The sequence below is a fragment of the Streptomyces sp. HUAS MS02 genome, assembly GCF_055702265.1.
This window is the reverse complement of sequence record NZ_CM146747.1, coordinates 4,655,885-4,681,863: the sequence shown is the minus strand read 5'-3', so window position 1 is coordinate 4,681,863 and position 25,979 is coordinate 4,655,885. Positions and strand designations below refer to the sequence as shown.

The following is a 25,979-nucleotide window of genomic DNA, read 5'->3' as shown; positions in this document are numbered from 1 at the left end:
CGCGCACCCCGCCCACGACACACCACGTCGTGGTGTGTCGTGGGCGGGGGAACGGTCAGTTCCCGCGGCACCTGCCCACGTCGATCCGCACGATCTGCGGGTCGTGGTCGCTCGCCTGGTCCGCGAACTCGGCGTTGATGTGCACCACGTCGTAGTCGAAGCGGGTGACCGCCGGGCTGGTCAGGATGTGGTCCAGGGTCTGCGAGTTGCCCTCGTAGACGTAGGTGTAGCGCTCGGCGGCCGGAAGCGTCCTGATCAGCGGGTTCAGGACCTCGCCTGCGGTGAGCGCGGTCATGGTCCCGGAGAACTCGAAGTCGTTGAGATCACCGAGGACGACGGCCTTGGCGTTCCGGTCGGCCTTCAGCAGGTCCTTGACGAAGGTGTTGACCTCGGCGGCCTGCTGCTGACGCTTGGCCTCGGAGCTGCGGGTCGGCTCCTGGTAACGGCCGTGCAGGGGCTGGTCGCCGCCCTTGGAGCCGAAGTGGTTGGCGATGACGAAGACCTGCTCGCCGTGGAAGACGAACTCGCCGACCAGCGGCTTGCGGCTGCTGCCCCAGGCGTCGCTGGTGGGGTTGATCCGGCCGGGGGAGTAGGTGAGCCGGGCGCCCTTACGGGTCTTCACCACGCTCGTGGCCGTGGTGGGCGTGGCGGGCGTGGAGGCGTCGCCGGTCCGGTCGGTGAAGGAGACCCGCTTGGGGTTGAACAGGAACACCTGACGGATGTTGCCGCCGGGCTCGCCGCCGTCCTGGTTGTTCTCGGGGGCGACGTAACGCCACTGGTAGCGGGGGCCGCCGGCCGCGCGGACGGCGTCGGTGAACCGGGTCAGCGTGGCCTCGGAGGTCACCGTCCCGTCGTTCGTCGCCCCGTTGTCGTCCTGGATCTCCTCCAGGGCGACGATGTCCGGCGAGGCGAGACCGACCGCGACGCCCTCGGCGAGCCGGTCGAACTTCTCCTGCCCGTCGAGCGCGTCCAGGTTCTCCACGTTGTACGTGGCGACCGCCAGCTCGTCGCCCCTCTGCCGCCGGGTCCGCTCCGCCTTCAGCCCGTTGTCGACGAGCGTGCCGAGCTGGGTGGCCTGGAGGTTGTAGCCGCCGAAGGAGGAGTAGTCGAGCGGGCCGCTGGTGGTGCCGGACAGCTCGTCGCCGACGTCCGCCTGCGGGAAGGCGGTGGTGGTGTCGAGCGACATCACCTTCAGCCGGCCGGTGCCCGGCTGGTCGTAGGAGGAGTAGAGCGTGCCGCCGCGCGGCGTCGGGCTCTCCTGCGGCTTCACCGTCACCCACACCTCGTCGTACTCCGTCGTCGCGCCGACCACGCGGGTGTCGGCGGCCTGGACCCGCGAGCCCTCCAGCGCCTCGTAGAAGTCGAGGGCGTACACGGACGGTTCGAGCGGCAGCGCGTCGATGCTGCCGCCGCCGGCCGTGGGCACGTACGCGTCCGGCACGCTCGACGCGTCCAGCGTGACGGCCGCCGGCAGCGCGTTGCCGCCGGACAGCACGGTGGCGGTGGGCGCGGTGATCTCGGTGACCGACTGGCTGGTGCTGCTCGGGTAGTACTCGGTGACCTTGCCGCTGACGAGGACCGAGTCCCCGACCGCCACGGCGGGCTCAGCCGACCCGGTGTAGACGAACACCCCTTCACCGGTACGGGGGTCGCTGTCGGCCTGCGGGTCCTGGATCCAGTACCCCTTCGAGCCCGACTTCCGTACGCCGGTGACGATGCCGGGAACCCGGGTCACCGTCTGCCCGGTGAGCGGCGACAGCCGGGTGGTGCCCTGGATGTCGTGCACGCGGAGGGGCCCGGGTTCGGTGGAGCCGCCGCCCTCGCCCTCTCCGCCCCCGTCTCCGCCGCCCGAACCCGGCGTCTGACCGGCCGAGTTGACGGGGGAGGGCGTACCGGCCGCGAGGTCGGCGGCGTTGTCGTCGGTGTCCGCGAGGGAGGCGGCACGGGCGACGGAGGCGGTGTTGGAGGCGCCGGCGGCCGGGCCGGAGCCCTCGCGGACGACTGCGCTGCCGTACCCGACGAGATCGACGACGCGGGAGTCCGCCGCGCACTCGGCGGCGGTCTTGCAGGTCAGCGCGGTGGTCCCGGAGACCAGGGCGATGGTTCCGCTGCCGGCGCTCATCGCGATCGACCCGGCGGCGTCGGCGGTCGGCAGGGCCGTCGTACCGCCGGTGCCGGCCGCCTCGGCTATCAGGTACCGTCCGCCGGGCGCGATCGCGCCGCTCAGCGCGGTCACCTGCCACTGCGAGGACGCGGACGGCGACCCCGGCAGGTACTGCACGCTGTGGCCCGCCAGGTCGTAGGCCCCGGACCCGGCGTTCCCCAACTCGACGAAGTCCCTGACCAGGGTCGCCCCCGAGTTCCCTCCGCCGCCGTACACCTCCCCGATGACCGCGCTCGCCGAGGGCGCGGCGAACGCGGCGGGCAGCACGCCGAACGCGAGCGCGCCGGCCGCGCCCACGGATATCAGCGGACGGGCGACGCGACGCACACGGGCGCCGCTTCCTGAGGGTCTGTCGGACCTGGGGGACATGGGCACGCTGAGGGCCTCCTCGTACATCGGGCATCGGGCGTCGGGCACGCCGAAGCGATGGTGTGGGGGGAGTCGGCTCAAGTTACGCGCGTAGAGGGCTGGTGGCCAAGGGGCGGCGGGTTAAATCCCGGGAACGAACGGGGGGATGGAGCTTTCCCTGCTCCCCCTCTCCCTCTCCCTCCCCCTCTCCTGCTTCCCCTCCCTACTCCCCCTCCCGCTGTGCGAACTGCAGGGAGATGGATCGCAGGACGTCCGCGGCCGTCGTGTCGGTCCGGCCCTCGTCGTGTACTTCGGCCAGGTGGACGAAGGCGTACGAGAAGCAGTTGGCCAGGGTCACGATCGCCGGTGCCAGGGCGTCCGTGATGATGTGCGCGGTCTCCTGCGCGGAGGCGTCGGCGGGCAGCTCGATCTTGGGCAGGGTCTCCACGAGCAGTGCGGAGACGGCCCCCGTCAACGCCACCTCGACGCCGGGGTTCTCGCGAGCCTGCCGCCGTACCTCGACCGCCTCGGTGAGAATCCCGACGACGCGCTGCATGATCTCGGATCGCTCCATGGGGGGGAGCTTAGGGCCCGCAGGCCGGGCCCAGGGCTTCAGCCCGAGCCGCCGCTTCCACCACCAAACGCCGTCGGCGACCTCACCCTCGCCTACGAGGGCCTGGAGATGACCGCCGCACCGGGCCTGATGCTCAGCCTCCACGGGGTGCCGGATAGAACTGCGCGTACCACCGCCGCAGCGCCCTGATCCCCTTCTCGTGGGGCAGCAGTACCGGCCGGGCCTGATGGATCTTGTGGTCCCAGATCCGTACCTCCTCGCGCACCTCGCCCAGCGCCTCGGCCCGGAAGACGAGCTTGAACAGGGGTGTGAGGAAGGGGAACCGGCGTGGTTTGCGCAGGTAGTACAGCATCCGCAGCTCGCTCGTGCGGTCGTCGACAGGTGTGCTGAGCGCGACGGCGGTCACCGACAGAACGGGGCCGTGGACCCGGACGACCATCACACCCGGCCCGTACATGAACGCGTCGAAGGTGTTGTGGATGTCCCACCCGAACACGCGCCGGCTGATCGTCCCGAGCGCCTCGGCGAACGGCCCGTCCTCCCGCCACTCCTGGACCGGCGGCTCGCTCTGCCCGTGGATGAAGTGGAAGTGGGACTCGTCGACGATGTTCTCGCGCATCTCCTGGACGTGGATCCGCGCCCGGCACGTGTCGTCGATGGGCGAGGCGAACCGCCGTGACCCCGCCTCCTCGATCTCCGGCACCTCCCAGGCGGGTTCGCCCACTCCAGCCGGCGTCGCACCCGGCGTCGCACCCGATTCGTCCAACGCTTCCGGCGCTTCCGGCGCGTCCGGACCGACGTACACGAGGACGAGCCCACTGTGCTCGCGCACCGGGAACCCGCCGATCGACACCTTGGGCGTCCGCACGGCGAACGGCGCCTCCACGCACCGCCCGTCCGCCCCGAACCGCCACCCGTGGAAGGGGCACTGCACCGTCCCGTCCACGACCTTCCCGCCGACGCCCAGGTGCGCGCCGTAGTGCGGACAGTGCGCGTCCCGCACGGTGGCCCGCCCGTCCGCCCCACGGAACGCGATCAGCGCACGCCCGAAGTAGTGCAGGCTGACGACCTTCCCCGCGGGCAACTCCGTGCTGCGCAGCACCCCGTACCACCCGTACGGCACGCTCGGCATCGGATACGCGTCGGCACGCGGATCACGGTCCGGCCCCTGACCCCGACCCTGACCCCGGCCCCAGTTGTCATGGCTCCGACGCATTCGCATGCCGCCGATGCTAGGGGGCCGACGTGATCCGAGCACCTCAACTAACCAAATCTGTAGGTCAGTTGTCCTGATCGGATCGTGCCCGCTACGACGGCATCCCGTAGGCCGCCACCATCACGCTCATGGCCACCTTGTTCATGGTGCTGCCCTTGGCGTCCGTGGAGTTGACGCTGTAGACGAGGGTGCGCGAGCCGTCGCGCGTGGAGGCGATGACGCTGTTGTAGCCCCAGCGGCCACCCGTCTTGCCCCACACCTCACGCCCGCCGAGCACCTTGCGCGCCAGGCCGACGGCGTACTCGGCGGGGCTGCCTGTCGTGTGGTCCGTCACCCCCGGCACCGTGAACATCTCCTCCAGCACCGGCCCGCGCGGCACGACCCGCCCCCGGAACAGCGCCTTCGTGAAACGCTCCAGATCGGCGGTGGTCGAGACGATGTCCCCGGCCGCCCACCCGTCCGTGACGCCCCACACGGTCACGTCCCGCAGCCCGGTCGTCCCGTCGTCGAGGGTCATCCGCTGGTACCCGTGGTTGTGCGGGCCGACGATGCGCGGATCGGTCCCCGGGAAGTACGTGTCCCGCAGCCCGAGCGGCCTCAGCACCTGCCGCGCGACCTGCTCCTCGTACGAGTCCCCCGTCACCCGCTCGACGATGAGTCCGGCGATCGTGTAGCCGATGTTGAGGTAGTGCTGCCGCTCTCCCGGCGCGAACTCCCGCTCCTTCGCCGTCGCCGACCGCACCATCTCCTCGGGGTCGTGGATCCGGAAGCGGTTCGCGTACGCCCCCTCGACGGTCGTCCACGGGAAGTCGGGCGCGGGGATGCCGTGCGTGTGGTTGAGCAACTGCCGGACGGTGACATCGCCGTACGACGCCGGGATCAGCTCGGGCAGGTACGAGCGCGCGCTCCGGCCGAGGTCGACCTTCCCCTCGGCGACCAGCCGCAGCACGAGGGCGGCCGTGAACACCTTGGTCACCGACCCGGCCCGGAAGCGGGCGTTCGGGTCGGCCGACCGCCCGGTGGTGAGGTCGTGCACACCCGAACTGCCGCGCCACACCCCCTCGCTCCCCCCGACCCGTACGAGCGCGGCGGTCGCGTCGGCGGAGGGCAGCCCGGCGATGGCGGCCTCCATGGCGGCGGCGAGCCGGGTGTCAGCCGACGACGGTGCCTGCGACCGTGAGGAGGCGGAGGCGAGGGTGGGGGCGAGGGCTGGTGCGGCGTCGGTGGCCGCCGTGGCCGGCAGCACCGTCGGCCCGGCGGCCACCCCCAGCACGAGGGCGGCGGCGAGCAACGTACGGGTGGTGCTCCTCATGGTCAACTCCTGGGATGTGGGCCGGTGTTCAGGTCGTGGCCCCATCCTTCTGACCGGCGGCTCCCAGCGGATCGCCCGAGCGAGCGGTTCTGCAGCGTGCTAGCGGCGCCGTTTCCTCGCCGACATGGGGGAGGACCAGGCGCGGCCGGCTCCCCCGGGCGAGCGACTCCCGGCCCCGCCCGGCGTACCGGGGCGGGCAGGAGGTGAACCGGCCGCCTCCCCGAGGGACGCGTCGCCCGCCGCAGTCGATGAACCGGCTGCCCAGAGCGAGTCGTCACCCGCCGCGATCAGCCCCGTCTCGTACGCGCAGATCACCGCCTGGATACGGTCGCGCAGGCCGAGCTTGGCGAGCACGTTGCCGACATGGGTCTTGACCGTGTGATCGCTGACGACCAGTTCGGCGGCGATCTCGGCGTTCGACAGCCCCCGCGCCAGCAGCAACAGGGTCTCCCGCTCCCTGCCGGTCAGCACGTCGAGCCGGGGATCGGGCCGTCGGCCCCGGGCGGCGTTCACGGTGGGCCGCGTGTACTGCTCCACGAGCCGCCGGGCCACGGACGGCGCGAGCAGCGAGTCGCCCCGCGCCACCACCCGCACCGCGTGCACGAGATCGTCCCGCCGGACGTCCTTGAGCAGAAACCCACTGGCCCCCGCGTGCAGCGCCTCGTACACGTACTCGTCGGAGTCGAAGGTCGTCAGCATGACCACCCGACACCCGCCGCCCGCGCCGCCGGCACCGCCCGCACCGCCGGCAGTCCTCGTACTGCTCGTACTGCTTGTCCCGCTCGTAATGCTCGTCCCGCTCGCACATGTCTCACTGATCGCCCGGCACGCCTCGATGCCGTTCATCCGGGGCATCCGGATGTCGAGCAGTGCCACGTCGGCGCGGTGCCGCCGCACCGCCTCGACCGCCTCCGCCCCGTCACCGGCCTCCGCGACGACCTCGATGTCGGGCTGCACGTCGAGGATCAACGCGAACCCGCTCCGCACCAGCTCCTGGTCGTCGGCGACGACCACCCGGATCGCCTCACCGGTCACCGGCCCGCCTCCGCCGTCGCGACCACGGCCTGCACGGGTATCCGCACCCGCACCTCGAACCCGCGTCCCCCGGGCCCGGCCCCGGCCTCCGCCGTACCCCCGAGTGCGGCGGCCCGCTCCCGCACCCCCACGAGCCCGTGCCCACCGCCGCCGGACCCCGCCCGAGCCCCTCGCCCGTCATCGATCACGCGTACCCCCAATTCGTCTGTGCCGTAGGTGAGTTGGACGGTGGCGGTACGGGCCGCCGCATGCCTGACCGTGTTCGTCAGTGCCTCCTGCACGACCCGGAAGACGGTCGCCCCGACGGCCTGCGGCAGCACATGCGCCGACCCCACGACCTCGTACCGGACCTGAAGCCCGCTGCCCCGCACCCGCTCGAACAGCGCGGGCAACTCCCCGACCCCGGGCTGAGGCGCACGGGGCGCGAGCCCGGGCGCGTACCCCGAGCGGGCCCCCACGCCGCCGTCCTCACCGCCGTCCTCGCCGACCTCCTCGCCGGCCTCCTCGCTGTCCCGGAGGAGGCCGAGCATCCGCCGCAGCTGGACCATGGCGTCCCGCCCGGTCTCGGAGATCGCGTCGAAGGCGGCCTCGGCCCGCTCCGGCGCCGTACGCACCGCCACGGGCCCGGCCTCCGCCTGCACGATCATCAGGCTGACGGCGTGGGAGAGGATGTCGTGCATCTCCCGTGCGATGCGGGCCCGTTCCCGCGCGGCGGCCCGCTCGGCCTCGACCCGGTGGGCGCGCTGACGGGCGTCGGTGAGCCGCCCGAAGACGTAGGCGGCCGCGAACACGAAGGCGGAGAAGGTCAGTTCACGCGCCGACCGCGTGTTGAGCCAGACCCCCACAGGCACGGCGATCAGCACCAGCACCCCGCTGACGAGCCGCTTCCAGGGCGACGACAGGACGGCGACCGTGTAGACGATCACCAGCCCGTTGTACGGCAGCGGCTGCCCGGGCCCGTCGACGGCCAGCTTGTAGACCATGCTGGTCACCAGAATCGCCAGCAGCACGGCGAGCGGAGCCCGCCGCCGCCACACCAGCGGCACCACGGTGAGCGTCATCATCCCGTACGCGGCCCAAGTCGCCGGCGCCAGCCCGACCGCCCGAGGCAGCACGAACGGCATGGTCATGGCCCCCTGCACCAACAGGGCGACCCCGACATCCACCACCCACGGGTACCTCTCCGCGAGCCCTCGCCCCCGCGCCCACCAACCCCGAGCCCCCCGTATGCCGTTCACGAGTCCACACCGTATAGCTGAGCGGTTGTGAAGATACGTGGCGCAGCAATCGCCGACCCTCGCGGAGCCGCCGACCCGGCGGCATCATGGCGAAGCAGAGGCCGAGGGGCCGAGGGGGGCCATGCACGCGATCGCGCTCAGCGTGGGTCCACGGCAGGGGAGGGCACATCATGGTCGAACACGGTCAGCCGTACACAGCCGTCCTGTTCAAGTTCGTCGTTCTGGTCGGCCTGTTGTACATGCCGGTCCTCGTCTTCCACCTGGGCACATGGTTCCCGTTCGCCGGCGCCAGCGGTTACCTGCTCTGGGAGCTCGGCCGCCTCCACCGGGCGTACGGCGAGGTCACCGGCCGCGGGGACGAGCGGCGACGCGAGCAGCCCGAGGAGTCGACGACGAGCGCCCCCTGAACGCTCAGCGGACCTCAGCGAACGGACCCCGGCGGCGGGGCGGACCCCGGCGGCGGTGCCGTGCTCCGTCGCCGTACGAGCCGCGTCGGCACGAGTGTCGTCCCGTGCCCTTCCGTCTCGTCCTCCTCTCGCCCGCCCTCCCGCATCTTGCGGAGAACCCCCTCCACACACAGCCGTCCCACCTCCGCGAAGTCCTGGTGGACGGTGGTCAGGGGCGGCAGGAAGGACGCGGCCTCGGGAATGTCGTCGAACCCGACGACACTGACGTCCTCGGGCACCCGCCGTCCCCGCTCGTTCAGCGCCCGCAACAACCCCAGCGCCATCTGATCGTTCGCGACGAACACGGCCGTGCAGTCCGCCTCCTCGGCGATTCGCAACCCGGCCCGGTACCCGGACTCGGCCGACCAGTCGCCGCGCACCAACGGCGGCGCGTCCGCCACGCCCGCCTCGGTGAGTGTGGCGCGCCACGCGTTCGCCCGCCGCTGCGCCGCGAACGAGTCCTCGGGCCCGGCCAGGTGCCACACGGTCCCGTGCCCCAGCTCCAGCAGATGCCGTACGGCGTCCCGCGCGCCCCCCGCCTGGTCGGTGTCGACGACGGTGTACCGGTCCCCGGCGTCGGAGTCGGCGACCACGACCTGCACCCCGGGCGGCACGGACACGGTCGCCGCGTCCAGCAGATGCACCTCCATGATCACGATCACGGCGTCCACGGCCAGCTCCCCGAGCCGGGAGAACGCCCCGTTCACCTCGTCCTGCGTCGGCACGGCGACGGGCAGCAGCGTGACGGCGTACCCCTCCCGCGCGGCGGACGTGGCGATCGCGTCGAGCGTGCGGATGTTCCCGAGGGTGGAGAGGGAGAAGGTGATCACCCCGAGGGTCCGGAACTCCCCGCGCCGCAGGGCCCGCGCCGCGCTGTTGGGCCGGTACCCCAGCTCCCGCATGGCGTCGAGGACCTGCCGGCGGGTGTCCTCGTTGACGCCGGCGAAGCCGTTGGAGACGCGGGAGACGGTCTGGGCGGAGACCCCGGCGACCCGCGCGACGTCTCCCATCGAGGGCCCTTGGCGGGGCCGGGCGCCACGTCTCCTCGTGCGTCCGTCGGTTGTGTCCACCTTGTTCCCCCGACTCCTCAGATCGACTCTTGACGACTCCTTGACCACCGAGATTCGGACAGTGTAGACATCCGCCTCAGTGGATGTTTACGTAAACATCCACTGAGACAAACCATACGAGAACACCTCGAACCGCACCACACTCGTCACCCCGCATCGCCGCAGCACCACGCACCACGCACCACGCGGCACGCAGCACGACGCACACACCCGCGGCACAGGCACCGCCTCGCCTCGCACCGCACGCACCACGCTGAACGTCGGCCCCGATCTCCGTGCACCGCCGGGACGCGGCACACGGAAGAGTTGGAGTACTCGAATGGCACACCGCACCCGTACGAGACGGCTCCTCGGAGCCATCGGCATCACGGCCCTGGCCACCGGCACCGCCATGGCCACGACCTCCCTGCCGATGGCGCACGCCGACACGTCGGCCCCCGCCGCCGCGTCCGTGACGGTCAGCCCCGACCCCTCCTACAAGGGCCAGAGCTTCGAGGGCTGGGGCACCAGCCTGGTCTGGTTCGCCAACGCGACCGGCGACTACCCGCCCGCGATACGCGAGAAGCTCGCCAAGCTCCTCTTCGGCGCGGACGGCCTCAACCTCAACATCGCCCGCTACAACATCGGCGGCGGCAACGCCCCCGACGTCAAGGACTACCTGCGGGCCGGGGGTGCGGTCGAGGGCTGGTGGAAGGCCCCGGCGGGCACCACCCGCGAGGACGTCGACTGGTGGAGCGCTGACGACAAGAAGGACTGGAACAAGAACGCCGACGCCACCCAGCGCTGGTGGGTCGACCGCATCAAGAAGGACATCACGCACTGGGAGACCTTCAGCAACTCCCCGCCGTGGTTCATGACGGAGAGCGGCTACGTCTCCGGCGGCTTCGACTCCTCGAAGGACCAGCTGAAGGAGGAGTCGGTCGAGGACTTCGCCGAGTACCTGGTCGGCGCCACCGAGCGCCTGGAGAAGGCGCACGGCATCAAGGTCGACACCCTCGACCCGTTCAACGAGCCCAACACCAACTACTGGGGCACCAAGCTCGGCGCCGACGGCCAGCCGACCGGCGGCCGCCAGGAGGGCGCCCACATGGGCCCCGAGCTCCAGCAGAAGGTCCTCAGGGCGCTCGGCCCGGTCCTGGAGGACTCCCGCAGCCGCGCGAAGATCTCCGCGATGGACGAGACGAACCCCGGCACGTTCGCCACGAACTGGAACTCCTACCCGCAGGAGGTCCGTGACCTGGTCGACCAGATGAACGTCCACACCTACGGCACCAGCCAGCGCACCACGGTCCGCGACCTCGCCAAGGCCGCAGACAAGCCGCTGTGGATGTCCGAGGTCGAGGGCGACTGGGGCGACGGCCAGAGCTTCACCGACATGCGCCCCGGCCTGGGCCTCGCCCAGCGCATCGTCGACGACCTGCGCGAACTGGAGCCCCAGGCCTGGGTCTTCTGGCAGCCGGTCGAGGACTACGACAACATGAAGCCGGGCGGCGAGTCGGAGAAGGGCGGCAACTGGGGCTCGATCCAGCTCTCCTTCGCCTGCAAGAAGTCGGACACCCTGAAGACCTGCCCCATCTATACGAACACCAAGTTCGACACGGCCCGCAACTTCACGCACTACATCAAGCCGGGCGACCGTCTGATCAAGACCAACGACGAGTCGAGCACGGCCGCGGTGGCGAAGAAGGGCGACAAGGCGACGGTCGTCCACGTCAACAGCACCACCGAGTCCCGCGCGGTGACGGTCGACCTCTCGAAGTTCGGCAAGGTCTCCAAGAAGGCGACGATCACCCCGGTGGTCACGGACGCCGCCGGCAAGCTGATCCGCAAGAAGGCGGTCAAGGTCACCGGCAAGCAGGCGACGATCACGGTCCCGGCCCAGTCCGTGACCTCCTTCCTGGTCAACGGCGTCTCGGGGGTGGCGACCGCCAAGGCCGAACTCCAGGACAACCACAGCTACACCCTGACGGGCGTCCAGAGCGGCAAGAACCTGGCCGTGGGCCCCGACAGCAAGAGCCTGGTCATCAAGACCCCGAGCACGGCGGCCGGCAACGCCCAGCAGTGGACCCTGGACCGCATCGGCAAGGGCGCGACCGACAACCGCACCCGCTACGCCCTGACGGAGCCGACCTCGCGCAAGCGCCTGGCCATCCGCTTCGACTCCCTGGTGGCGGAACGTGACACGGCCACGCGCGACGAGGCCGCCCAGTGGATCCTGTCCTCGACGGGCAACGGCACATGGACCCTGGTGAACGTGGCCACGGGCCAACTCCCGGACGTCCACGGCCAGTCGACGAACGACGGCGCGAGCGTGGGAGTCTGGACCCCGAACTCGGGCCTGAACCAGCGCTGGACGCTGACGGACGTGACGCCGACCGCGGCGCCGTAGCCCTGCCCCCTCCCGCCGAGAAGCCCCAGGTCGTGAAATCGGCCTGGGGCTTTCGGGCTTTCTCACGCCGTGCGCCGTTCGACATTCCCCTCGTCCGTGTCGGTCATCTGGTGTTGGCGCAAGCCTCGGCTTCCGCCAGATAGCGCGCCACCGGCCCCAGAGTCAGCATCCCGCTCGCCCCGCCCGCGTGTTCGAGGCGGGCGGCGTGCAGGGCCGTCGCCGCGCGGGCGGCGAGCGGGCGTTCGTGGAGGCGGGCGGCGGCGTGGGCGGTCAGGCACCAGAGTGCTTCCTGCATGTGATCAAGGGGCGGTTCGGGCGCCGTGGTCAGCGCGGTGCGGGCCTCTTCGGTCCGGTTGTGGGCGAGCAGCGCCAAGGGGCGCGTCCAGGGGTGGTAGGGGCCCCAGTCGAGAGCGGGATCGGTGGGCGCGGGACGGCCGTGCAGGAGGCGCAGGCCCAGGAGGGCGAGGGCGAACAGGCCCCGGTGCAGCCCCGGCATGCCCGCTGTCTCGGCGAGGGTGTCTTCGGCGGCGCGGTAGTGCGCTGCGGCTGTGGCGGCGGTCGGTCCGCCCGGTGCGGTGCTGTGTGCGGCTGTGACCCGGGCGCGGAACCAGCTGGTGAGTACGGGGACGGCCGAGGCCTCGGTGCTGACGGCGAGCTGCTCGGCGGCCTCGGCGTGTGCGGTCGCGGCGTCGAGGTCGCCGAGGGCGGAGGCGGATTGCAGACAAATGAGCCGGCCCAGCACGGCGAAGTTCGCCAGTTTGTGCCGGGTGGCCAGGTCGAGGATCTCGGCGCCGATCACGTCCCGTGCCGCCGCGAGCCCGGGCCGGGTGAAGGACTGGAGGAAGACGCCGTTGAGGGCGAACACCAGCAGGGCGGGATCGCCCAGCTCCCGGGCCAGCGCCTCGGCCTCGCGCGCCGCCTGCCCGGCGCGCCTCAGTTCGATGGCGGACAGTTCGGCGCTGCGGCTCTCGACCGCGACGGTGGCCAGCAGGCGGGCGCGCAGTTCGGCGGGGCCGTCGGTGCCGAGTGCCGTGAGCGTACGCTCGGCCGCCGCGACGACGGCGCGGGACTGCTCGGGGTCGTCGGCCCGGCTCCACAGGGCGGGCACGTCGTAGGCGCCGATGACGCGGGCGGTCAGGTCGATGTCTCCGGTGCGCTCTGCCGCCTGGACGGCGGCGAGGCGGTCGCGCCGCGAATGGACGAGAGCGTCACCACCCGCCAGGGCCAGGGTGCGGGCCAGTTCGACGGTGGTGCGCGGGCCGAGTCGTACGCCGGCGGTCCACACGGTGCGCGGCGGCTGAAGCGAGGTAGCCCCCTGGAGAATGTCCATCTCCAGGCGCCGCAGGTCGGCGCCGGGGTCGAGCCCGAGCTGGTCCACGAGCATCGTGCGGGCGCGGCGGAGGGCGGCCAATGCGTCCGCCGTACGGCCCGCCCGGTGCAGTGCGCGGGCCAGCAGCCCCCAGGCCGGCTCACGCCAGGGGTGTTCGGCGACGTGGGTGCCCAGTTCGGCGACCAGCTCGGCTCCTGAACCGGAGTCGAGGAGAAGGCGGGCGCGCAGTTCCGTCCCTTCCAGCCTCAGCTCCTCCAGCCGGGTTTGTTCGCGCTGGGCCCACGCTGAGCCGGTCACGTCGGCGTAGGCGGGGCCGCGCCAGGCTTCAAGGGCCGCGTCGAGGTCGGTCAGCGCATCGGGTGTACGCCGGGCGCGGGCCAGGGCGTCCTCGAACCGGTGGACGTCCACGGAGTCGCGTGGCAGGCGCAGCGCGTAGCCGGGTCCTTCCGTGACGAGGACGCGCGGCGGGGTGCGGGGCGGCCGGTCGGGTTCGATGGCGCGGCGCAGCGCGGCGACGAACGTACGCAACGCACCCACGGCCCGCACCGGAGGCTCGGCCCACAGGTCGTCCACGAGGGTGTCGGTGGGCACCATCCGTCCCCCGGCGGCGACAAGCCGGGCGAGTACCTCGCGGTGGCGGGGTCCGCCCAGGTCGACCGTGGTGCCGTCGTCGCGGAGGGCCCGTACGGCACCGAGGACGTCGATTCGCATGGCGTCCATCTTCCGTGCCGCGGGTCCGCGCCGGCGAAGCGTACTGATCGGCTGCTGATCGCCGTCGCCCACGCTGACCCCCTCAGTCCTTGGACCAAGGCCTTTGCCGGTCCCCCGACCCCAGGAAGGGGCCTTTCATGACGCTCACCATCCCCGGTTTCGACCACCTCCGTCTGCCCGGCGCCGACGGAGTGGAGCTGGCTGCGGCTGTCGGCGGCCAGGGCAGCCCGGTCGTGCTGCTGCACGGCTTCCCCCAGACCCACCTGATGTGGCGGCACGTCGCCGAGCGGCTCGCCGACGAGCACACGGTGATCTGTCCCGACCTGCGCGGCTACGGCGCCAGTGACAAGCCGGTGGCCACCGGCCCTGAGGTGTACTCCAAGCGCACCATGGCCGCCGATGTCGTCGCCCTGGCGGCGGCACTCGGCCATGAGCGCTTCGCCCTGGTCGGCCACGACCGGGGTGCCCTGGTCGCCTTCCGGGCGGGACTGGACCATCCCGAGACTCTCACGCACCTGGGCATCCTCGACGTCGTGCCGACCCTGGACATGTGGAACGTCCTGCACGGTGTCCCGGCGGCGGTCGGCTACCACTTGTTCCTCATGGCGCAGCCGCCGGGCCTGCCGGAGACGATGATCGCCAACAGTGCTGACGCCTTCTTCGGCTCCTTCCTCGACGCCTGGTCCGATGACCCGGCCGCCATGCCGGAACCGGTCCGGTCCGCGTATCTGCGTGCGAGCGCCGCGGCCGTGGCGTCGATCGTCGCGGACTACCGGGCCTCGGCGGGCATCGACGTCACACACGACCAGGCGGACCAGGACGCGGGTTCCCAGCTGGCCATGCCCGTGACGGTCGTCCAGCAGGACTGGGGCGCGCGACTGGGCTACGACGCCGCCGCGGTCTGGCACGCGTGGGCGCCGGACCTGGACCACCGGCTGACCGGGGCGGGGCACTTCATGGCCGAGGAGGCGCCCGACGAGATCACGAAGGCGATCCGCGACCTCCTGCTCCGCTGAGCTCCATCCGGGCCGGGCCGCGAGAGGCGGCGGGTGAGCCCCCGCGTCCCGGCGCTGGACGGGCCCCGCCATCAGGCCACGCCGACCAGCCCCCCTCCCTACGGCCGCCGCCGCGGCCCGGGGAACACCAAGGGACGCTCGGCAGGGCGGGGCAACGCCCCACGCACGGGTGTACGCACCGGGCCGCCGCGCGGTCTGCTGTGCCTGGATTGCCTGGTTCAGCCGCGAAGGGTGGCGAGCCAGTCGCTCAGCAGGCGGTTGACCTCGTCGGGACGCTCCTGCTGGATCCAGTGGCCGCAGCCCTCCAGGAGGTGGGAGGCCGACAGACCGGGGAGGGTGGTGGGGTAGGCGTCGATGGCGTCGGACATCCAGGTGGTGGAGGCGTCCAGCGCGCCGCCGACGAACAGGGACGGCTGCTTGATCGGGGCTCCACGGTGCGGGGCGAGGTCTTCCCAGTCGCGGTCCATGTTGCGGTAGCGGTTGAGCGCGCCGGTCATCCCTGTGCGCTCGAACTCCCCGGCGTAGACGTCTAGGTCACTCTCGTTCAGCCAGGCCGGGAGAGCCCCCGTGGGGAAGCGGTCACGCAGCCGGCCGCCGCCGCGGGTGACGAAGTGCGGGTCGGGCTCGCCCGGGGCGGGCATGGTGTCGGCGGACAGGGCCGCGTAGAAGCCCGCGAGCCAGCCCCGGACGTCGGGCTCGATCTCCGCCTCGGCGCGGCCGGGCTCCTGGAAGTAGGAGACGTAGAACTCCTGCTCGGGGCCGCCGATCTGGCCGAAGATGTCGGTGGGACGGGGGCCGCCGGGCGGTGCGTACGGCACGCTCAGCAAGCCGACCGCGTGGAAGACTCCGGGGTGGAGGAGGGCGGAGGCGGCGGCGATGTTGGATCCCCAGTCGTGGCCGACGATCACCGCACTCTCCTCGCCGAGGGCGCGCACGACGGCGACGTTGTCCTCCACCAGGTCGAGCATGCGGTAGGCCTCGGCCGCCTCCGGCCTGGAGGAGCGGCCGTAACCACGCACGTCGATCGCCACCGCCCGGTAGCCGGCCGCGGCGAGGGCCGGGAGTTGGTGGCGCCAGGAGTACCAGGACTCGGGGAAACCGTGCACGAGCAGGACCAGCGGGCCGATGCCCTGCTCGACCAGGTGCAGGCGCCCGGCCGGGGCCTCGACGGTGCGGTGGCGCAGTGCGGCGGTCGGCTCGGATCGCATGGGGACTCCTTGATTCGCGGCCGGCGGGGGACCCATCGATCATGCGGCGCGGCGGCCACTCGGCGCGATCAGCGTTGCCATTCCGGCAACCTTGCAGGACAGAGCGGTGAAGCGGCACGGCGGGGAGGACCAGGGACGGTGGCAGGGGACGACGTGGCCCGGACGCCGGCGGCGATGGGGGACCGGCAGAGGGTCGTGCGCGAGTGCCGTGGCGTCACACTCTCCGATGTCAGCCGCGCGACCGGTACGATGCGCTGACTGATCAACGGGTTCGGCATGAGCGTGGTTCACCTGGCCTGCCAACTGGCCTGCTTTTATGTGCCCTTGCGGGGACCTGTGCGTACCGGAATCAGACAGGCTTACCGAGTCATCACAGCGTGCGCCGCGTCTCGGCTACGTGCATTGTGGAAGGCCCGGCAAGAGGTGATCTTCGCGCGAAGCCGCCCAACGTGCCGGTCTTGGCCACTCGTTGAGGACTGCCACCAACACGGTCACCTCGTAGTACGACGATCTGGTGTGGCTCTGAGCTGCGATGGTGTGGTCCGCTGACGTTCGCGGGCGTCCGCTGTCGTTCGTCGTTGTTGTCACGCACTTGGACACCCAGGGTTCCGGAGGGCGCGATACAGTGCGCGCCGTGGACATACCCGGCTGGTTCGTCTGGTTCGCTCTCGGTCTGGCCGTCTTGCAGGCCCTCGGCCTCGTTCCCGTGATCCGCCGACTGCGCGGATCCGACTCGGCGGTGCGGTTCGAGGCACGCCTCGACCTGCTGGACGTCGTCGCCTCCCTACTGCTCTTCGGCGGCTTGCTGCTGAGCCTCGCAGTGGCGGATTCCTGGTTCTGGCTCACTTTCGTCGGCTTCGCGCTCATGGCCGCCGTGTACGCCGTGAAAGGTGTCCGCTGGTTCCGCGCCAGCCGTCGTCGCACGGCCTGATCGACGCGACGGCTCGATCCGCTCGATGTAGTGATCACGGGGACGTGTGACGAGACGGCCGTCGAGCCCCTGGCTGTCGAGGTCCTGCGGCGCGACGTCGAGTACGGCTGGACCGCTTTCCAGGCGAGTCACTTCGCGTCGCTCGGCCGGGTCGTAGGCACCGAAGGCTCAATCTTCCAGCGCCTTACAGACGGCCGGCATCCGCACGGGGTTGTACACCCGCGCATCACCATGAGGTCGTCGCCTTTCCGATGCGAGCGAGGCGGTACGTGCCCCACAGCCGACGTCCGTCCTCGCAGCCGTCCTGGGCCTTGGGGGCGCCCTTGCAGCCGGCGGTGCATGTGCGCGTGTGCTCGAACCAGAGGCGGTAGGCGCGGAGCACGCAGTTGGGGCGAACTGCGGGTCGTCCGGCGCATCCTGGATCGGAAATCGGGCGGCGTCCGGAGACCGGGCGGTCTAACGTGCGGGCATGTCACCCTCACTTGAGCGTCCCCCCTTTCAGGCCGACGAACGTACCGCGCTCGTCGGCTGGTTGGATCTGCAACGGCAGATCCTGAGATGGAAATGCGAGGGTCTGAGCGAGGCCGACGCGCATCGCTCCGTCATCCCCACCTCGCCGGCGATGACGATGGCCGGGCTCATCAGCCATATGCGGTGGGTCGAACACACCTGGCTGGAGGTGCTGTTCCTGGGCGGCGACAAGGCGCAGAATCCGTCCCTGACCGCGATGGGCGAGGACGCGGACTGGCGCACCGACGGCAGCTCGCTGAAGCAGCTGCTCGCGGAGTACGAGGCCCAGTGCGTCCGGAGCAACGAGATCGTAGCCGAGGCGTCCCTGGACGACGTCGGCCGCCACCCCGACTTCCGCGCCGGCAAGGCCAACCTCCGCTGGATGCTCATCCATCTCGTCGAAGAGACCGGACGACACGCGGGCCACGCGGACATCGTGAGAGAGCTGCTCGACGGGGAAAAAGGGTACTACTAGGGCACATCGGAACTGGGAACTGCCTTCTTGCGACGCCCCGTTGCAGGAGCACCAGCGGCGTCGGGCCGCGCCGATACGCAGGTCAGCCGAAGCCTTGTAACAGCGGGTCGGTGCTGGTTCACTGTGGCGACCTACGGGCCCCGTGCGGCAGTTCGCGCAGTCCTCGCTGCCTTCGTGCCGTCCTCCAGGAAGCGTGACGCATGAAGGATTCAGCGCTGATCACGACCGGCTTGCCCGTCGCGCTCGCCATCATCATGTTCGGTCTCGGGCTGTCGCTCACCACGGCCGACTTCAAGCGGGTGGCCCGCTCGCCGAAGGCGGTCGTGTTCGCGCTGACCGTGCAGATCGTGGTGCTGCCGCTGGTCGCCTTCGGGCTGGTCAAGGTCTTCGACGTGGACCCGTTGCTCGCGGTGGGCGTTATGCTGCTCGCCGCGTCACCGGGCGGCACCACCGCCAACCTCTTCAGCCACCTGTTCCGCGGGGACGTGGCGTTCAACATCACCCTCACCGCGATCAATTCGGTACTCGCGGCCGTCACCATTCCCCTCGTCACCAACCTGGCCATCAGCCACTTCGACGCCGAGGGCGACCTGGGACTGCAGTTCGGCAAGGTGCTACAGGTGATCGCCATCGTGCTCATCCCGGTCGGGCTCGGCATGCTCGTCCGGCGGCGGTCCGCCGACTTCGCCGCCCGCGCCGACCGTCCGGTGCGGGTGTTCTCCATCGCCGTCCTGGTCGCGGTGTCCCTCGCGGCGCTGTTGGGGGAGCGGGAGAACCTCGCCGACTACCTTCGCCAGGTCGGCCTGGTCACCGGCATCTTCTGCCTCGCCAGCCTCAGCATCGGCTACGGCGGTGCCCGAGCGCTGCGCCTCAGTCAGCCCCAGGCCGTCGCCAGCGCCATGGAGGTGGGTATCCACAACACCACCGTGGCCCTCACCATCGCCCTGAGCATCCTCGACAGCACCGAGGTCGCCGTTCCCAGTGCCGTCTACTCGGTGCTGATGTACGTCCTGGCGACGGCCTTCGGGTACGCCATCACCCGGGATCGTTCAGGGGCTCCCGCAGGGCGTTCCTCCACGGTGGGCTGAGCCGGCGAGTCCGCTCTTCCGCTGGGTCCCGGGTGCACTGAAGGACGTATCCCAGGATATTCCCAGGGCATTCCCAGGAACCCATTCATCCCAGGTCAGCAGGGGTGGGACCGTTCTGCCGTCCGGGACGGGGCGGCAGCTGTTGTGGTGGGTCCCGGCGTCCTCGAAGCTCTGGGTGTCGCCCCGGCCGGGTCACAACGACCGGCCCGGCCGCCGTGTGGCGACGACACCCTCCCGACCCTGCGTACCGGGCATCTCCGTGCCCGAGTGCCGGGTCGACGAACAGAGATGGATGACGCACATGAACACGAAGTTCTCCGCCCGCCGTGCCCACGGTCTCCGCGCGGCCGCCGCCGGTCTCGTCCTCGCCGTCGGGCTCGGTGTGTCGGCGCAGCTGCCGGCGCAGGCGTCCGTCCCCGCCTCGGCACAGGCACCCACCGCCTGGTCGAAGCCGGTCGCCGCCGCTCAGTCGAAGCAGCCGGTCACCGCACCGAAGTCGGTCACCGGTACGCCCGGCACCGTGGTGACCCGCGTCGCCGACTTCTACGGCGCGTACATCGACGCGAAGGGCGACTACTCGGACCCGGACACCACACTGGCCAAGGCGCTCCGCAAGCACTACCTGACGCCCGACTTCGCCAAGCGGCTGACCGCCTGGGAGAAGAAGAACGGGGCCGACGGCGTCCTGCGCGCCCAGAACGTTCCGGCGCGGTGGACGGTGACCGACAACGGCAGCATGGGGCACAGCCACGAGGTCGCGGTCACCCTGACCTTCGGCAGCGGAACGACGACGCAGAAGGTCAAGCTCTTCGTGGTGGTGGAGCGGTACGACCGTATCGCCGGCATCGGGACCACCAGCGTCCGCTGACGGCGGTGCCCCATCCCGTGCCGTCCGGTACGACAGCGGGCGGCACCGGCACCGGCCCCGGCACCGGGGCAGGGGGCGGGCACCGGTGGAACCATCCCCGCGCATCTGACGTGCAGTGATACGTGTGCTGAGAGGCGCACTGATACACGTACTGATACCCGTACGGATACGTGCGGTGACATCAGAGCCCGGGATGCGGGATCGCGGGCGGTGGGGACGGCGGGGGAACGATGTCGATTCAGGGCGATGCCGAGGAGTTCGCGGCGCTGCTGCGGCGTCTGAAGGACCGTACCGACCGGAGTTACGGCTCCCTCGCCCGCCGTCTCAACATGAACACCTCCACGCTGCACCGGTACTGCGCGGGCGACGCCGTACCCCAGGACTACGCGCCCGTGGAGCGGCTCGCGGCCTTCTGCGGCGCGACACCACAGGAGCGGCTCGATCTGCACCGGCTGTGGCTGTCGGCGCTCGCGGCTCGGCAGCGGGTGCGTACGACCGATGCGCCGGAAGCGGTGATCCCAGCTCCGGCACCGGCACCGGCAGCAACGCCAACACCAGCACCAGCACCAACGCCAGCACCAGCACCAGCACCAGCACCGGCCGCGGATGAGGACGCGCACGAACACGCGCACGCCGACGCGGACGGAACCCTCGCCGAAGAGAGCCGCTCCCCAGAGCACCCCGGCCACCACCACCCCGACCCGGACGTGTCGCCCCCCTCCTCCGGTCCCCACCCCCGTCCCCACGCTCACCCCTGGTACCGCCGTCGGCGCATCCTGGCCTCCGTGGCCGCCGCCGGCGCCCTGCTCGTCGGCGGCACCGCCCTCACCATCGGCAGCCTCTCCGCGCACTCGAACGGCCGCTCCTCCGAGGCGGACACCTCCCGCCCCACGAGCATGGGGACCCCCACCCCTGGCGCATCCGACCGCCCGACGAACCCGCCGGCCGCCGACCCGCCCCTCACCTGGAGCGTCGACTCCCTCGTCTGGGAGAGCGGGTGTGACCACGACTACGTCATCGACAAGCCGCCCGCTCAGGTGCCTCCGCCACCGTCGGAGCAGGACGCCGAGGTCTGGGCGGCGACGCAGAACGCGGTGCACGGGCGGCGGACGAAGGTGCGGATCTCGGTGCAGGGGAAGTCCTCGGCGGCGGTGGTCCTGGACGCGCTCCACGTCCGCGTCGTCGGCCGCGACACCCCGGACGACGGGACCGCGTACAACATGGGCCAGGGCTGCGGCAGCGAGCTCACGCCCCGCCGCTTCACCGTGAACCTCGACGCGGACCGCCCCATCGTCCACCCGAAGGACGGCGAGGACGGCGCCGACGGCGGACGTGTCCTCCCGGCCGTGCGCTTCCCGTACCGTGTCTCGGCCGACGACCCCGAGGTGCTGCTGGTCGACGCGACGACACAGACCTACGATGCCCGCTGGTACCTCGAACTCGACTGGTCCTCCCAGGGCCGCACGGGCACGATCCGCATCGACGACCACGGCCGCCCCTTCCACACCGCCGGCATCAAGGGAATGCCGCGCTACTGGTACGGCACGGACGACACAGGAGGGCGGGCCTGGGTCCCCCTCGACAGCGACTAGGGACCACCGGGAGTGCCCCACTACGAGGGACCACCTGGAGGGACCACCACGAGGGACCATCAGTGATCGACAGGGAGGCGTCTCCGTATGACCGACGCTGAGGGTGACCCCGTTCCGCGTCAGCAGCGGACCACCATCGCGGTGACCGGTCACCTGGATCTGACCCAGCGGGCCATCCCCCTCGTGCGCGCGGCGCTGGACGAGCTGCTCAAGCCGTACGCCGGGGAGGACGGCCCGCTCGTCGGGGTGTCCTGCATCGCCAAGGGGGCCGACACGGTCTTCGCCGAGGCCGTGCTCGCCGCCGGGGGGCGGCTGGTCGTCGTCGTGCCCTCCCGGGACTACCGGCGCGGCGTCGTCGAGCCCGAGCACGGGGGCTCGTACGACCGGCTGTCGGCGGCCGCCGAGGAGGTCGTCGCGCTGCCCTACGAGACGGCCGACCGGGAGGCGTACGAGGCCGCCAACGCCGTGCTCGTCCAGCGGGCCGACCGCCTCGTGGCCGTGTGGGACGGTGCGCCGCCCACCGGCAAGGGCGGCGGCACCGCCGATGCCGTGCTCGCGGCGCGGGCGGCCGGGATCCCCGTGGACGTCGTCTGGCCGGAGGGAGCCGCCCGCGGCGGCTGACCATCGGGGGGAACCTCCGGGGGCAGCGCAGGGTCAGACGGTCGTGAGGATCACCAGCCGCTGGGTCGCCCGGGTCATCGCCACGTAGTGGTCCACCGCTCCCTCGATGCCCTCGCCGAAGGTTTCCGGGTCGACGAGCACCACGAAGTCGAATTCGAGGCCCTTCGAGAGTTCGGGGGTCAGCACGCGGACCCGGGGGGTCGCGCGGACGTACCGGGTCGCCTGGACGTGCGTCGCGACGTCCGGCGCTGTGATCACGCACGCCGTTCCGTCGGGGTTGGCGGACAGCCAGGTGTCGAGGGTCGAGGTCAGGGCCGTCGTCAGGTCCGAGGTCGGGGTGTGGTCGACGGGGACGCCGTTGCTGCGGATGGAGGTCGGGACGTTCGCGTCGGGGAGTGCGGCGCGGATCACCGGTGCCGCCTCCGTCATGATCTCCTCCGGGGTGCGGTAGTTGATGGTGAGGGAGGACTGCGTGACGCGGTCCAGGCCCACCCGGTTCAGGCGGTCCTCCCAGGACTCCGTGAAGCCGTGCCGGGCCTGGGCGCGGTCGCCGACGATCGTGAAGCTGCGGGACGGGCAGCGCTGCAGCAGCATCTGCCACTCCGCGTCCGTCAGCTCCTGCGCCTCGTCCACGACGATGTGGGCGAAGGGACCCGCCAGCAGGTCCGGGTCGGCGGTGTGGAGTTCGGAGTCGTCGACCAGGCTCACCCGGGCGTCCTCGCCGCGCAGCATCGTCACCAGGCCCTCGCCGTCGTCGCCGTCGGCGCCCGAGTTGGAGACCGCCTCGATCAGGTTGTCCACGACCTGGGTCATCCGCTCGCGCTGTGCGGCGAGCGTGGCCTGGTGGCGGCGTTTGCGGCGGGCCGTCTCCGGGTCGCCGAGGCGCCGGCGGGCGGCGTCGAGGAGGGGGAGGTCGGAGGTCGTCCACGCCTGGGGGTCGTCGCGCTGGAGGAGCCGGACCTCGTCACGGCTCAGCCAGGGCGCGCACAGCCGCAGATACGCCGGTACCGTCCACAGGTCTCCCACCAGGTCCGCCGCCTCCAGCAGCGGCCAGGCCCGGTTGAAGGTCGTGACCAGGTCCCTGTTCTGGAGCAGGGACCTGCGGAGGAGGGCCGGGGGTACGGCCGTCTCGGCGTCGGGGTCCCCGTCGGGGTCGGTCGCGGCCTCGTGCTTGTCCGTCAGGATCGTCAGCAACTCCTCCCAGACCTGGTGGCGGGCCTCGTTGTGCGGGGTGCCCGGTTCCGCCGCGTCGAAGGCCGCCGTCCAGTCGGCGGGGCTCAGCCGTATGTCGGACCAGGGGGTCGTGACCGTCATGCCCTCGGTGGGCGGTTCCTCGTAGAAGCGGACGGCCTTCTCGATGCCGTCGACCAGCGCCGCGGACGACTTCAGACGGGCCACCTCCGGGTCGGGCTCGACGCCGGCCGTCGCCCCCTCCTCGACCAGGTCGCGCAGGATGCACGTCTGCACGCCCTCCTCGCCGAGGCTGGGCAGGACGTCGGCGACGTAGGAGAGGTACGGGCGGTGGGGGCCGACGAAGAGGACGCCGCCCCGGCGGTGGCCCAGCCGGGGATCGGAGTGGAGGAGGTACGCGGAACGGTGCAGGGCGACGACCGTCTTGCCGGTGCCGGGCCCGCCGTCCACGACCAGCGCGCCCCGGGAGCTCGCGCGGATGATGGCGTCCTGGTCGGCCTGGATGGTGCCGAGGACGTCCCGCATGCGCTCCGACCTGTTGGTGCCGAGGCTGGCGATGAACGCGGACTGGTCGTCGAGCGCGGCCGTGTGGTGGTGGTCGGTGAGGCTGTCGAGCTCGGACGAGGAGAAGATCTCGTCCCAGTAGTCGCTGATACGGCCGTCGGTCCAGCGGTAGCGGCGGCGGCTGGTGAGGCCCATCGGGTTGGCGTGGGTCGCGCCGAAGAAGGGTTCGGCGGCGGGGGAGCGCCAGTCGACCAGCAGACGGCGGCCCGTGGTGCTGTCGGTGAGGCCCAGGCGGCCGATGTAGACGGGGGTCTCGGGGTCGTCCTCGGTCACCATGCGGCCGAGGCACAGGTCCAGGCCGAAGCGGCGCAGGGTGCGCAGACGGGCGGTCAGCCGGTGGATCTCCGTGTCGCGGTCCATGGCGTGGCGGCCCAGTCCGCCGGGGGCCCGCCGTTCGGCGTCGAGCTGGGCGGAGACCTCGGCGATCGACCGGGCGAGGGAGGTGGCGAGGTCCGCGAAGTACCGCTCGTCGGTGGAGAGGAGGGCGGGGCCGGCCTTGGCGGAGAGCCGCTCGGGGAGACGGAACGCGCTGGGGTGGGTGCGGGTGGAACCCGCCTTGGGGGCGGAGTCGGTGGTGGCGGGCGTGGGGGCGGGGGTGGGGGTGGTCGAGGGGTGCATCTCGTCTACTCCGAAGGTCATGTCCGCGTGCTCCGGGCGTGGAGTGAAGGGCGGGGTGAGGGGCGCGTCACGGGGTGGAGGTGGGAGGGGTGGAGCGTGTCGAGCGACGGGAATGAGGCGAGCGTGGGAATGAGGGCGGGCGTGGGGAATGAGGGCAGGCGGTGTGTCGGTGGGGCCTGGGGCGTGATGATCCCTCCGGCCCTCCGGCCCCCACCCCGGCTCATGCTGACGTAGACCGTCGCTCCCCTCCGTACGTGTCCAGCAGCAGCCTCGCCGCCCGCGCCGCCCCGTCCGGCAGGACCGTCCCGGCGACCTCGGCCGCCCGCGTCGCCGTCTCCGGCGCCAGGGCCACCTTCAGCGCCGCCGACAGTGACTCGAACGTCGGGGTCGGACCCTCGTGGGCCACGCCGATGCCCAGCCCGGCCACCCGGCCCGCGAAGTATGGCTGGTCCGCACCCTGCGGCACGACCACACCGCGGCCGGGAGCAGCCCCGTCGTCGAGCTCGGTCGGCGGCTCGGCCGCCCGCCGTGGCACACCGCTCGGCGTCGGCGGCGCCGCCGCGGTCATCAGTGCGCGTGCGGGACGGCCGAACGGCACCAGCGGTACGTCGGCACCCGTCGGCCGCCGCGCGAACTCCTCGTCCGGCGGCGCGCACTCCCGCACCTCCGCGCCGAGCTCACGCAGGCGGACCGCGAGTCCGGCCAGGGGCTCGGCGCCCCCGCGCGAGTCGTCGTTCGCCAACAGCACACGCATCAAAGCGCCCCCGGTATTCGTCGAATCAGGCTCAGGCCGGAGATTCTGCGGCACCACGGGGGCCTTGCCGCAAGCCCCCCGGTGCGCTATACGTTGAGAGTGGCAAGGAGTACATGACTCCTTGCCTTTGTCGTGTCCGGCCCGTCTCCCGCCGAGGCAGCCCCCGCTCACCGGCTCCCCAGCCCCCAGAAAAACTGTCGGGAGAAATCCCACGGCGATGTCGAGACCCCGCGTCCAGCTTCGTCCCCGGTATGAACGCGACCACAATGGGTCGCAGGAGTTCCGAGGAGTACGACCATGGCCAAGTACCTGCTGCTGAAGCACTACCGAGGCGCCCCGGCCCCGGTCAACAACGTGCCGATGGACCAGTGGAGCCCCGAGGAGATCTCGGCGCACATGCAGTACATGAACGACTTCGCGGCCCGGCTGGAGAAGACCGGCGAGTTCGTCGACGGCCAGGCGCTCGCGCCCGAGGGGGCGTGGGTCCGCTACGACGGTGAGGGGCGCCCGCCGGTCACCGACGGCCCGTTCGCCGAGACCAAGGACCTGATCGCCGGCTGGATGGTCATCGACGTCGACAGCTACGAGCGCGCCGTCGAGCTGGCCGGTGAGTTGTCCGCGGCCCCCGGGGCGGGCGGCAAGCCGATCCACGAGTGGCTGGAGGTGCGCCCGTTCTACGGCGTGCAGCCCACCATCACGGAGTGACAGCA

Annotated in this window: 20 protein-coding genes and 1 pseudogene; 10 read left to right on the top strand and 11 right to left on the bottom strand. The window is 71.6% G+C overall.

The features are described 5' to 3' along the window. Positions 1–55: 55 nt before the first annotated feature. The 6 genes from ACZ9QC_RS20105 to ACZ9QC_RS20080 form a co-directional block, all read right to left on the bottom strand. The gene (locus tag ACZ9QC_RS20105; protein ID WP_472921387.1) at positions 56–2,491 is read right to left on the bottom strand and encodes an endonuclease/exonuclease/phosphatase family protein; all 2,436 of its coding nucleotides are present in this window, start codon (positions 2,489–2,491) and stop codon (positions 56–58) included. A 244-nt stretch (positions 2,492–2,735) separates the two neighbouring features. After that, positions 2,736–3,086, bottom strand: coding sequence for a hypothetical protein (locus ACZ9QC_RS20100; RefSeq protein WP_472921386.1), 351 nt, complete (start codon positions 3,084–3,086; stop codon positions 2,736–2,738). 133 nt (positions 3,087–3,219) lie between these two features. Beyond that, positions 3,220–4,308 (bottom strand): Rieske 2Fe-2S domain-containing protein, encoded by a 1,089-nt coding sequence (locus ACZ9QC_RS20095; protein WP_472921385.1) that lies wholly within the window; start codon positions 4,306–4,308, stop codon positions 3,220–3,222. An 85-nt stretch (positions 4,309–4,393) separates the two neighbouring features. Further along, entirely contained in the window at positions 4,394–5,614 is a 1,221-nt protein-coding gene (locus ACZ9QC_RS20090; RefSeq protein WP_472921384.1) for a serine hydrolase domain-containing protein, read from the bottom strand. A 99-nt stretch (positions 5,615–5,713) separates the two neighbouring features. Then, on the bottom strand, positions 5,714–6,649 hold the full coding sequence (locus ACZ9QC_RS20085) for a response regulator (protein WP_472921383.1): 936 nt from the start codon (positions 6,647–6,649) through the stop codon (positions 5,714–5,716). Then, positions 6,646–7,815, bottom strand: coding sequence for a sensor histidine kinase (locus tag ACZ9QC_RS20080; RefSeq protein ID WP_472921743.1), 1,170 nt, complete (start codon positions 7,813–7,815; stop codon positions 6,646–6,648). The genes ACZ9QC_RS20085 and ACZ9QC_RS20080 overlap by 4 nt, the downstream gene beginning before the upstream one ends. 242 nt (positions 7,816–8,057) lie before the next feature. Here ACZ9QC_RS20080 and ACZ9QC_RS20075 point away from each other — a divergent pair, with 242 nt between their 5' ends. Then, complete coding sequence (locus ACZ9QC_RS20075; protein ID WP_472921382.1) at positions 8,058–8,294, top strand: hypothetical protein; 237 nt, start codon at positions 8,058–8,060, stop codon at positions 8,292–8,294. Between the two features lie 14 nt (positions 8,295–8,308). On the opposite strand, the gene ACZ9QC_RS20070 is transcribed toward ACZ9QC_RS20075, so the two are convergent. Then, positions 8,309–9,343 (bottom strand): LacI family DNA-binding transcriptional regulator, encoded by a 1,035-nt coding sequence (locus ACZ9QC_RS20070; RefSeq protein WP_472921381.1) that lies wholly within the window; start codon positions 9,341–9,343, stop codon positions 8,309–8,311. Positions 9,344–9,722: 379 nt separating this feature from the next. Here ACZ9QC_RS20070 and ACZ9QC_RS20065 point away from each other — a divergent pair, with 379 nt between their 5' ends. Beyond that, positions 9,723–11,792 (top strand): RICIN domain-containing protein, encoded by a 2,070-nt coding sequence (locus ACZ9QC_RS20065; protein ID WP_472921380.1) that lies wholly within the window; start codon positions 9,723–9,725, stop codon positions 11,790–11,792. Between the two features lie 103 nt (positions 11,793–11,895). Here ACZ9QC_RS20065 and ACZ9QC_RS20060 read toward each other — a convergent pair whose 3' ends face one another. Beyond that, entirely contained in the window at positions 11,896–13,833 is a 1,938-nt protein-coding gene (locus ACZ9QC_RS20060; RefSeq protein WP_472921379.1) for a BTAD domain-containing putative transcriptional regulator, read from the bottom strand. Positions 13,834–13,970: 137 nt separating this feature from the next. Here ACZ9QC_RS20060 and ACZ9QC_RS20055 point away from each other — a divergent pair, with 137 nt between their 5' ends. Then, positions 13,971–14,849: an alpha/beta fold hydrolase gene (locus ACZ9QC_RS20055; RefSeq protein WP_472921378.1), complete on the top strand. Its 879-nt coding sequence runs from the start codon at positions 13,971–13,973 to the stop codon at positions 14,847–14,849. A gap of 218 nt (positions 14,850–15,067) precedes the next feature. Here the strand turns inward: ACZ9QC_RS20055 and ACZ9QC_RS20050 are convergent, their stop codons facing one another. Then, positions 15,068–16,057 carry an alpha/beta fold hydrolase gene (locus tag ACZ9QC_RS20050; protein WP_472921377.1) on the bottom strand — a complete coding sequence of 330 codons (990 nt, stop codon included), beginning with the start codon at positions 16,055–16,057 and terminating at the stop codon, positions 15,068–15,070. A gap of 634 nt (positions 16,058–16,691) precedes the next feature. On the opposite strand from ACZ9QC_RS20050, the gene ACZ9QC_RS20045 reads away from it, so the two are divergent. The 6 genes from ACZ9QC_RS20045 (at position 16,692) to ACZ9QC_RS20020 (ending at position 22,142) form a co-directional block, all read left to right on the top strand. After that, positions 16,692–16,988, top strand: coding sequence for a hypothetical protein (locus tag ACZ9QC_RS20045; RefSeq protein WP_472921376.1), 297 nt, complete (start codon positions 16,692–16,694; stop codon positions 16,986–16,988). A 469-nt stretch (positions 16,989–17,457) separates the two neighbouring features. Next, positions 17,458–17,973, top strand: coding sequence for a DinB family protein (locus tag ACZ9QC_RS20040; RefSeq protein ID WP_472921375.1), 516 nt, complete (start codon positions 17,458–17,460; stop codon positions 17,971–17,973). 200 nt (positions 17,974–18,173) lie between these two features. Then, positions 18,174–19,061, top strand: coding sequence for a bile acid:sodium symporter family protein (locus tag ACZ9QC_RS20035; RefSeq protein WP_472921374.1), 888 nt, complete (start codon positions 18,174–18,176; stop codon positions 19,059–19,061). Between the two features lie 301 nt (positions 19,062–19,362). Then, positions 19,363–19,929, top strand: coding sequence for a hypothetical protein (locus tag ACZ9QC_RS20030; RefSeq protein WP_472921373.1), 567 nt, complete (start codon positions 19,363–19,365; stop codon positions 19,927–19,929). 230 nt (positions 19,930–20,159) lie between these two features. Further along, on the top strand, positions 20,160–21,521 hold the full coding sequence (locus ACZ9QC_RS20025) for a helix-turn-helix domain-containing protein (protein ID WP_472921372.1): 1,362 nt from the start codon (positions 20,160–20,162) through the stop codon (positions 21,519–21,521). 87 nt (positions 21,522–21,608) lie between these two features. Next, positions 21,609–22,142, top strand: coding sequence for a hypothetical protein (locus ACZ9QC_RS20020; protein WP_472921371.1), 534 nt, complete (start codon positions 21,609–21,611; stop codon positions 22,140–22,142). A 33-nt stretch (positions 22,143–22,175) separates the two neighbouring features. On the opposite strand, the gene helR is transcribed toward ACZ9QC_RS20020, so the two are convergent. Continuing rightward, positions 22,176–24,536 (bottom strand): RNA polymerase recycling motor ATPase HelR, encoded by a 2,361-nt coding sequence (gene helR / locus ACZ9QC_RS20015; RefSeq protein WP_472921370.1) that lies wholly within the window; start codon positions 24,534–24,536, stop codon positions 22,176–22,178. Positions 24,537–24,735: 199 nt separating this feature from the next. Further along, a pseudogene (locus tag ACZ9QC_RS20010) lies at positions 24,736–24,987 on the bottom strand (glycosyltransferase); the annotation flags it as partial. A 579-nt stretch (positions 24,988–25,566) separates the two neighbouring features. Here ACZ9QC_RS20010 and ACZ9QC_RS20005 point away from each other — a divergent pair. Next, the gene (locus tag ACZ9QC_RS20005) at positions 25,567–25,974 is read left to right on the top strand and encodes a YciI family protein (protein WP_472921369.1); all 408 of its coding nucleotides are present in this window, start codon (positions 25,567–25,569) and stop codon (positions 25,972–25,974) included. Positions 25,975–25,979: the final 5 nt, after the last annotated feature.

Bases quoted from the DNA above. Each gene is read 5' to 3' on its own strand.
- ACZ9QC_RS20100 (WP_472921386.1), bottom strand. From the start codon at position 3,086: ATGGAGCGATCCGAGATCATGCAGCGCGTCGTCGGGATTCTCACCGAG.
- ACZ9QC_RS20095 (WP_472921385.1), bottom strand. From the start codon at position 4,308: ATGCGAATGCGTCGGAGCCATGACAACTGGGGCCGGGGTCAGGGTCGG.
- ACZ9QC_RS20090 (WP_472921384.1), bottom strand. From the start codon at position 5,614: ATGAGGAGCACCACCCGTACGTTGCTCGCCGCCGCCCTCGTGCTGGGG.
- ACZ9QC_RS20075 (WP_472921382.1), top strand. From the start codon at position 8,058: ATGGTCGAACACGGTCAGCCGTACACAGCCGTCCTGTTCAAGTTCGTC.
- ACZ9QC_RS20070 (WP_472921381.1), bottom strand. From the start codon at position 9,343: ATGGGAGACGTCGCGCGGGTCGCCGGGGTCTCCGCCCAGACCGTCTCC.
- ACZ9QC_RS20065 (WP_472921380.1), top strand. From the start codon at position 9,723: ATGGCACACCGCACCCGTACGAGACGGCTCCTCGGAGCCATCGGCATC.
- ACZ9QC_RS20060 (WP_472921379.1), bottom strand. From the start codon at position 13,833: ATGCGAATCGACGTCCTCGGTGCCGTACGGGCCCTCCGCGACGACGGC.
- ACZ9QC_RS20055 (WP_472921378.1), top strand. From the start codon at position 13,971: ATGACGCTCACCATCCCCGGTTTCGACCACCTCCGTCTGCCCGGCGCC.
- ACZ9QC_RS20050 (WP_472921377.1), bottom strand. From the start codon at position 16,057: ATGCGATCCGAGCCGACCGCCGCACTGCGCCACCGCACCGTCGAGGCC.
- ACZ9QC_RS20040 (WP_472921375.1), top strand. From the start codon at position 17,458: ATGTCACCCTCACTTGAGCGTCCCCCCTTTCAGGCCGACGAACGTACC.
- ACZ9QC_RS20035 (WP_472921374.1), top strand. From the start codon at position 18,174: ATGAAGGATTCAGCGCTGATCACGACCGGCTTGCCCGTCGCGCTCGCC.
- ACZ9QC_RS20030 (WP_472921373.1), top strand. From the start codon at position 19,363: ATGAACACGAAGTTCTCCGCCCGCCGTGCCCACGGTCTCCGCGCGGCC.
- ACZ9QC_RS20025 (WP_472921372.1), top strand. From the start codon at position 20,160: ATGTCGATTCAGGGCGATGCCGAGGAGTTCGCGGCGCTGCTGCGGCGT.
- ACZ9QC_RS20020 (WP_472921371.1), top strand. From the start codon at position 21,609: ATGACCGACGCTGAGGGTGACCCCGTTCCGCGTCAGCAGCGGACCACC.
- helR (WP_472921370.1), bottom strand. From the start codon at position 24,536: ATGACCTTCGGAGTAGACGAGATGCACCCCTCGACCACCCCCACCCCC.
- ACZ9QC_RS20005 (WP_472921369.1), top strand. From the start codon at position 25,567: ATGGCCAAGTACCTGCTGCTGAAGCACTACCGAGGCGCCCCGGCCCCG.